Annotated in this window: 7 protein-coding genes and 2 pseudogenes; 5 read left to right on the top strand and 4 right to left on the bottom strand. The window is 68.7% G+C overall.

Annotation, left to right across the window (positions count from 1 at the left end; genetic code table 11):
* The 4 genes and pseudogenes from JWN97_RS05790 to dnaA all read right to left on the bottom strand — a co-directional run.
* Positions 1-335 (bottom strand): AAA family ATPase (locus JWN97_RS05790; protein WP_297619711.1); only part of this gene is annotated, 335 nt, incomplete at its 3' end.
* A gap of 4 nt (positions 336-339) precedes the next feature.
* A pseudogene (gnd, locus tag JWN97_RS05795) lies at positions 340-1,332 on the bottom strand (phosphogluconate dehydrogenase (NAD(+)-dependent, decarboxylating)); the annotation flags it as partial.
* A gap of 58 nt (positions 1,333-1,390) precedes the next feature.
* On the bottom strand, positions 1,391-2,524 hold the full coding sequence (gene dnaN / locus JWN97_RS05800) for a DNA polymerase III subunit beta (protein WP_297619714.1): 1,134 nt from the start codon (positions 2,522-2,524) through the stop codon (positions 1,391-1,393).
* A 417-nt stretch (positions 2,525-2,941) separates the two neighbouring features.
* The gene (gene dnaA / locus JWN97_RS05805; protein WP_297619745.1) at positions 2,942-4,342 is read right to left on the bottom strand and encodes a chromosomal replication initiator protein DnaA; all 1,401 of its coding nucleotides are present in this window, start codon (positions 4,340-4,342) and stop codon (positions 2,942-2,944) included.
* Positions 4,343-4,876: 534 nt separating this feature from the next.
* Here dnaA and rpmH point away from each other — a divergent pair.
* From rpmH to JWN97_RS05830, 5 genes and pseudogenes are all read left to right on the top strand, one after another.
* Positions 4,877-5,014 carry a 50S ribosomal protein L34 gene (rpmH, locus tag JWN97_RS05810; RefSeq protein WP_056156542.1) on the top strand — a complete coding sequence of 46 codons (138 nt, stop codon included), beginning with the start codon at positions 4,877-4,879 and terminating at the stop codon, positions 5,012-5,014.
* Positions 5,015-5,038: 24 nt separating this feature from the next.
* Complete coding sequence (rnpA, locus tag JWN97_RS05815) at positions 5,039-5,392, top strand: ribonuclease P protein component (protein ID WP_297619736.1); 354 nt, start codon at positions 5,039-5,041, stop codon at positions 5,390-5,392.
* Positions 5,389-5,643, top strand: a complete 255-nt coding sequence (gene yidD / locus JWN97_RS05820) for a membrane protein insertion efficiency factor YidD (protein ID WP_297619739.1) — start codon at positions 5,389-5,391, stop codon at positions 5,641-5,643. The genes rnpA and yidD overlap by 4 nt, the downstream gene beginning before the upstream one ends.
* Positions 5,644-6,612 (top strand): membrane protein insertase YidC, encoded by a 969-nt coding sequence (gene yidC, locus JWN97_RS05825; RefSeq protein ID WP_297619742.1) that lies wholly within the window; start codon positions 5,644-5,646, stop codon positions 6,610-6,612.
* 72 nt (positions 6,613-6,684) lie between these two features.
* Positions 6,685-7,029 (top strand): annotated as a pseudogene (locus tag JWN97_RS05830) (KH domain-containing protein); the annotation flags it as partial.

A 7,029-nucleotide genomic window follows, 5' to 3' on the forward strand; every position in this document is an offset into this window, starting at 1 on the left:
ACCAGGCCGACCAGGTCGCGCGACCTGGGCAGCGGTGACCTGTTGACCCGCGCCCGGTTGGCCTTGCCCGGGTTGAGCTCGACCTCGAGCACCGCCGTGCGCCCCTCGCGCACCACCGCGGCGCGGACGATCGCCTGGTCGGTGCCGGCCTTGACCAGCGGGGCGTCGGTGGCGACCCGGTGGGAGGACAGCCGGGAGAGGTAGTCGATCGCCTCGACGAGGTTGGTCTTGCCCTGCCCGTTGCGACCGATGAACGCGGTCGCCCCCGGCTCCAGCTCGACGTCGAGGTCGGCGTACGAGCGGAAGTTGTGCAGGCTCAGGTGGGCGACGTGCACGGGGCTAGCTCTCGCCCGGCTCCTGGGCGCTGCCGGCACCGGCCTTCTGGCTGGTCGTGGACTGCTCGGCACCCACGCTGCCCTCGGCATCGCCCCCCTTCGGTGCGGACGACCGCACCGCGTGCCCGCCGAACTGGTTGCGCATGGCGGCGACGGCCTTCATCGTCGGGGAGTCGTCCTGCCGGGAGACGAAGCGGGCGTAGAGCGCGGCGGTGATCGCCGGGGTCGCGACGGCGTTCTCGATGCCGGCCTCGACGGTCCAGCGGCCCTCGCCGGAGTCCTCGGCGTAGCCGGCGATCTTGCTCAGGCTCGGGTCCTCGTCGAGCGCGTTGACCATGAGGTCGAGCAGCCACGACCGGATCACGGTGCCCTCGCGCCAGGAGCGGAAGACCTCGGTCACGTTGTCGGTGAGCTCGGCCTTCTCGAGCAGCTCCCACCCCTCGGCGTACGCCTGCATGATCGCGTACTCGATGCCGTTGTGGACCATCTTGGAGAAGTGACCGGCACCCACCGAGCCCGCGTGGACGGCGCCGAAGTCGCCCTCCGGCTTGAGGGCGTCGAAGGCTTCCTGCACCTTGGCGATGTCGTCGGCGTCGCCGCCGTACATCAGTGCGTAGCCGTTCTCCAGGCCCCAGACACCGCCGGAGACACCGCAGTCGACGTAGCCGATCTTCTTCTCCGCGAGCAGCTCGGCGTTGGCGATGTCGTCGGTCCAGCGGGAGTTGCCGCCGTCCACGATGACGTCGCCCTCGTCGAGGAGGTCGCCCAGCTCCTTGACCGTCGCGCGTGTGGGTTCACCGGCCGGCACCATGACCCACACGACCTTGGGGCTCGGCAACGCGTCGACGAGCGCGGCCAGGGAGTCGACGTCACTGACGTCGGGGTTGCGGTCGTAGCCGACGACCGTCAGTCCCGCGCGGCGCATGCGCTCGCGCATGTTGCCGCCCATCTTGCCCAGCCCGACAAGTCCGATGTCCATAGGCAGGAGCCTAGTCCCCGGTCCTCGTCGGTCGAGTTGGCAGAGCGCGGAACGAGCGAGGTGTCTCCAGACAGGATCAGCTCAGCAACCGGCGCGGCATCAGCAGGTAGCGGAACGAGCTGGCGTCGTCGGCGTCCGTGCCGGAGATGACCACCGGCTTGGTCGCCTGGGTGAAGGCGAGGTCCACGAACTCACCGTCGATCGCGGTCAGGCCGTCGAGCAGGAACTGCGGGTTGAAGCCCGTGGTCAGGTCGTCGCCGTTGATGTCGGCGTCGACCGCCTCGGTCGCCATCGCCTCGTCGCCGGAGCCGGCGTCGAGCACGATCTGGTTGTCGCCGAACTTCATCTGCACGGCGGTGTTGCGCTCGGCGACGAGCGCCACGCGCTTGACGGTCTCGATCAGCTCGGCCTTGTTGACCTTCGCCACCGTGAGGTGCTCGGCCGGGAACAGCGACCGGACCTTGGGGAACTCGCCGTCGAGCAGGCGCGTGGTGGTGCGTCGTACGCCGCCGAGGCCGGTGCCCTCGAACCCGATCAGGCCCTCGCCGGCACCGCTCGCGCTCAGCGCGATGGTGACCTCGGCGCCCGAGGTCAGCGACTTGGCGGTGTCGCCCAGCACCTTGGCGGGCACGAGCGCGGCGACCGACGCGTCCGGGGACTGCGGGTTCCAGGTCAGCTCACGGTGCGAGAGGCGGAAGCGGTCGGTGGCCAGCAGCGCCATCGTGGAGCCGTCGATCTCGATCCGTACGCCGGTGAGCACGGGCAGCATGTCGTCGCGACCGGCCGCGGTGACCGCCTGGGAGACGGCGTGGGCGAAGTCGGCGCTGGAGACGGTGCCGGTGGCCGAGGGCATGTCGGGCAGCGTCGGGTAGTCGGCGACGGGCATGGTCTGGAGGCTGAAGCGCGCCGAGCCGCAGATCAGCGAGACCCGCGGGCCCTCGAGGGTCAGCTCGACGGGCTTGGCCGGCAGGCTGCGGCAGATGTCGGCCAGGAGCCGGCCGCTGACCAGGGCCTTGCCCTCGTCGCTGACGTCGGCGGTCAGGGTGGCGCGGGCCGAGGTCTCGTAGTCGAAGGTGGAGAGGACCAGACCCGCGTCGCTCGCCTCGATCAGCAGACCGGCCAGCACGGGGGAGCTGGGGCGGACCGGCAGGCTGCGTGCAGCCCAGGCAACGGCATCGGCGAAGACGTCGCGTTCGACGCGGAACTTCACAAGGGTCTCCTCGGCGAGAGATCTGGTAACGAGAAACGATGGGGGAGCTGCTGGGTGCAGCCTCCGGCGCACGCGCGAGCGCGTGGGAAGTGCATCCTGCCACGCCCGGTCGGGGCTTCGGCAGGGTTCTCCCCAGAGCGGGGTGTGTTCAGTGGTGGTGGGTGATCGGACCAGTGTTGAGGTTCGTAGCAGTCATAGGGTCCGTGGAAACTGTGGACAAGTCGCATCTGTGCAGGTCAGCGGCTCGCAGGCGTGTGCACAGGGGGTGTGCACTCACCACGGTCAACTCGCCGGCGGGTGTGCACTCAGCGAGGCTTGTCGTCATGGGCACCGGCCCGTCCACAGGGCCTGGGGAGGAAGGACGCGCCGGAACCACATCTTCTCCACAGCCGGACCGGTCCGGACCGACGCGGGACGTCAGGACTGGCGGGCCTGCATCTTCACGCGGTTGGTGAGCTCGCTGACCTGGTTGAAGACGGCTCGCCGCTCGGCCAGGAGCTGGCGGATCTTGCGGTCGGCGTACATCACCGTGGTGTGGTCGCGGCCGCCGAACTCCCGGCCGATCTGCGGCAGCGACATGCTGGTCAGCTCGCGGCAGAGGTACATGCCGATCTGGCGGGCCATGACGAGGTGCCTCCCGCGCGAGGGTCCGGTGAGGTCCTCCAGGGAGACGCCGAAGTAGGCCGCCGTCTGGGCGATGATCAGCGCGTGGGTGATCTCGGGCTCGCCGCCCTCGGGGATCAGGTCCTTGAGCACGATCTCGGCCAGGGTCATGTCGACCTCCTGGCGGTTGAGGTTGGCGAACGCCGTGACCCGGATCAGCGCCCCCTCGAGCTCGCGGATGTTGGTCTGGATCTTGGAGGCGATGAACTCGAGGACGTCCGGCGGTGCGGTGAGCCGGTCCATGGCGGCCTTCTTGCGCAGGATCGCGATGCGGGTCTCGAGGTCGGGCGGCTGCACGTCGGTGATCAGGCCCCACTCGAACCGGTTGCGCAACCGGTCCTCGAGCGCCTCGAGCCGCTTGGGCGCGCGGTCGGAGGTCAGCACGATCTGCTTGTTGGCGTTGTGGAGGGTGTTGAACGTGTGGAAGAACTCCTCCTGCGTCTGGGTCTTGCCCTCGAGGAACTGGATGTCGTCGATGAGCAGCACGTCGACGTCTCGGTAGCGGCGCTTGAAGCGGTCCTGCCGGTCGTCGCGGATCGCGTTGATGAACTCGTTGGTGAACTCCTCGCTCGAGACGTAGCGCACCTTGGCGTTGCTGTAGAGGCTGCGGACGTAGTGGCCGATCGCGTGGAGCAGGTGCGTCTTGCCCAGACCGGACTCCCCGTAGACCAGGAGCGGGTTGTAGGCCTTGCCCGGCGCCTCGGCCACGGCGACCGCCGCGGCGTGGGGGAAGCGGTTGGAGGAGCCGATGACGAAGGTCTCGAACGTGTACTTGGGGTTGAGCCGGGTCTCCAGCGCGGACGGCCGGCGCTCGTTGCTCCCGCTGGGACCGGGTTCAGCGTGCTCGACGCGCGGCGCGGGGGTCGGCTCGAACGGCCCCTGGTCGTGTGTCGACAAAGCGACAGATCCATCTGTCGACTCATCGACCTGGATCGGCACGGTGTCCTCGAGGGCGGGGTTGACCGTGACGAGCATGCGGATCTCGCGCCCGAACCGTTCGGTGAGGGCGTCCTCGATGTGGTTGCGCAGCCGTCCCTCGAGCTGGTTGCGCGTGAAGTCGTTGGGCACCGCGATGATCGCGGTGTTCTCGTGGAGGGTCACCGGGACGCTCGGACGCAGCCAGGCGCGCTGGTTGGGTTGGAGGTCCTCGACGATCTGCTGCCAAGCCGTCCCGAGATCTACCTGCTGGTCGTCCACCGGACCGCCTGCTTTCCACCGTTTGTTTGAGGTCGCACCGAGCACCGGGTGACCTTGGTCCACAGAGTTCTCCACAAGCTGTGAACTGCTTTCCCCCATCGTGGAGATGGGGCCCACCACCGGGCCGAGAGCGGCGATCCGTCCAACATCCGTGCAGGTCAGAGGCACTTTGAGGGCCGCTGTGACCCGGGTCACAGCGTGCCGACCAGGCGGGAGGGACCGTGATTTCCACAGACCGGGGAGGGGGGGAACGTAACAACCGCAGGTCGTTGCGGGCAAGACGTCATCCACAGGGCGGCCCGGGACGGGGCGACGTGGGTTTGACCCCCTCTTTCCCCACCGCGTACCGTTGGCCGGTCGCTCCATGTCGACGGGTGCCGCACGTCCACGATCCGCCACCGGGCGGCCGCGTGGGTGGGCGGTGCCGGCCGAACAGCCAGCACTGACCTCGCAGTGGAGTGGACATCCCTCGAACCCTTCGGAGAAATAGCCGTGAGCAAGCGTACGTACCAGCCGAACAACCGTCGCCGTCACAAGGTGCACGGCTTCCGTCTGCGCATGCGGACCCGCGCCGGTCGCTCGATCCTGTCCAGCCGTCGCCGCAAGGGCCGCAAGAGCCTGGCGGTCTGACGGCCCGAGCTCGCGGCACGCGCCGTGCTCTCCGCCGTTCATCGCCTCACCGACAGTGACGGTTTCCGTCGCGCTGTTCGGCAGGGGCGGCGCGCCGGATCCCCGACGATGGTGGTCCACCTCTGGGTGGACGCCGACGCGGAGCCCGGTCCGGTGCAGGTGGGGTTCACGGTCAGCAAGGCCGTGGGCAACGCCGTCACACGCAACCGTGTGAAGAGACGACTGCGCCACCTGACCCGGGAGCGCCTTCCTGCACTGGAAGGCCTTCCGGGTCGTGCTGCTCTCGTGGTGCGTGCGCTTCCGGCTGCGGCCGAGGCGTCGTACGCCACCCTCGGCGCGGATCTTGGCCGTACGCTCGACCGGGTGAGCGCCTCGTGAAGCATCTCCTGATCGGCTTCATCCGGGCGTGGCGCTTCGCGATCAGTCCGCTCTACGGCCAGGTGTGCCGCTACCACCCGAGCTGCTCGGCATACGCACTCGAGGCGGTCACCGTGCACGGCTCCGTGCGTGGCACGTGGCTCTCGCTGCGTCGCATCGGCCGGTGCCACCCGTGGGCCGCCGGCGGCTACGACCCTGTTCCCTCCCGCGCCACACCGGCTGCGGAGTCCCCTGCAACGCGAGGAGCTTGAGTGCTCGACTTCTTCGGATCCATCGGACACGCGATCATGGTGCCGCTCTACTATGCGGTGTCCTTCGTGCTGGTGGGCATCCACAAGCTGCTGTCGACCGTCCTCGACCCGGCCGGCGGGGCCGCGTGGGTGCTGTCGATCGTGGGCCTGACGCTGGTCATCCGGGCGGCGTTGATCCCGCTGTTCGTCAAGCAGATCAAGTCGAGCCGCAACATGCAGCTCATCCAGCCCAAGGTGCGCGAGCTCCAGAAGAAGTACGGCCACGACCGGGAGCGTCTCGCCCAGGAGACGATGAAGCTCTACAAGGACTCGGGCACCAACCCGTTCGCCTCGTGCCTGCCGATCCTGCTGCAGATGCCGATCTTCCTGGCGCTCTTCCGGATGCTCGACCAGGCGTCGAAGAAGGGCAAGGCCCACGGGTTCCTCAACGAGGAGCTCGCCAAGCAGTTCGGTGACTCCAAGCTGTTCGACACGATCCCCGTCTCGGGCACCTTCCTCAACACCGGCGGCGTCACCGGCGTGATGGTCATCGCCGCCATCCTCGTCGTCGCGATGACGGCCACGACCTTCCTCACCCAGCGGCAGCTGATGAGCAAGAACATGCCGGCCGACGCCCTGAGCGGTCCGTACGCCCAGCAGCAGAAGATGCTGCTCTACGTCCTGCCCGTCGTCTTCGCCGTCGGCGGCATCGCCTTCCCGATCGGCGTGCTCGTCTACTGGACCGTCTCCAACCTCTGGACGATGTGCCAGCAGTTCTACGTGATCCGCAACAACCCCGCGCCGGGCACGCCCGCCGCCGACGCGAAGGCCGCGCGCGACCGCGCGAAGGCCGAGCGCAAGGGACTGACGCTCGAGACGCCGGCGACCGAGTCGTCCGTGGCCGTGATCGACGAGAAGCCCGCGCCGGCGCGCCAGCAGCCGCAGCGCCAGACCAAGGCCCAGCGCAACAAGAAGAAGAAGAAGCGCTGACCCCTCGATTCTCTGCATGCCGTCCGCGGCCATGCATCCCGAATGAAGCAGGAGACACACGTGAGTGAGCAGATGACCGACGACGAGGGCGTCGAGACCGAGACGATCGAGGTCGCCGAGGTGGACGGCACCGAGGACTCCGACACCGGCAAGGCCGGTCGTCCCTCCAAGGTGCAGCGCCTCGAGCAGGAGGGTGACATCGCGGCCGACTACCTCGAGGAGCTCCTCGACATCGCCGACCTCGACGGTGACCTGGACATGGACGTCGAGGGTGACCGGGCCAGCGTCCTGATCGGCGGCGCCGACCTGAGCCTGCTCGTCGGTCGCAACGGTGAGGTCCTGGAGGCGCTCCAGGAGCTGACCCGGTTGGCCGTCTACCGCGAGACCGGCGAGCGCTCGCGCCTCATGCTCGACGTC

Origin of the sequence: Nocardioides sp. (genome assembly GCF_025965415.1) — a bacterium.
Taxonomy (GTDB): Bacteria; Actinomycetota; Actinomycetes; order Propionibacteriales; family Nocardioidaceae; genus Nocardioides.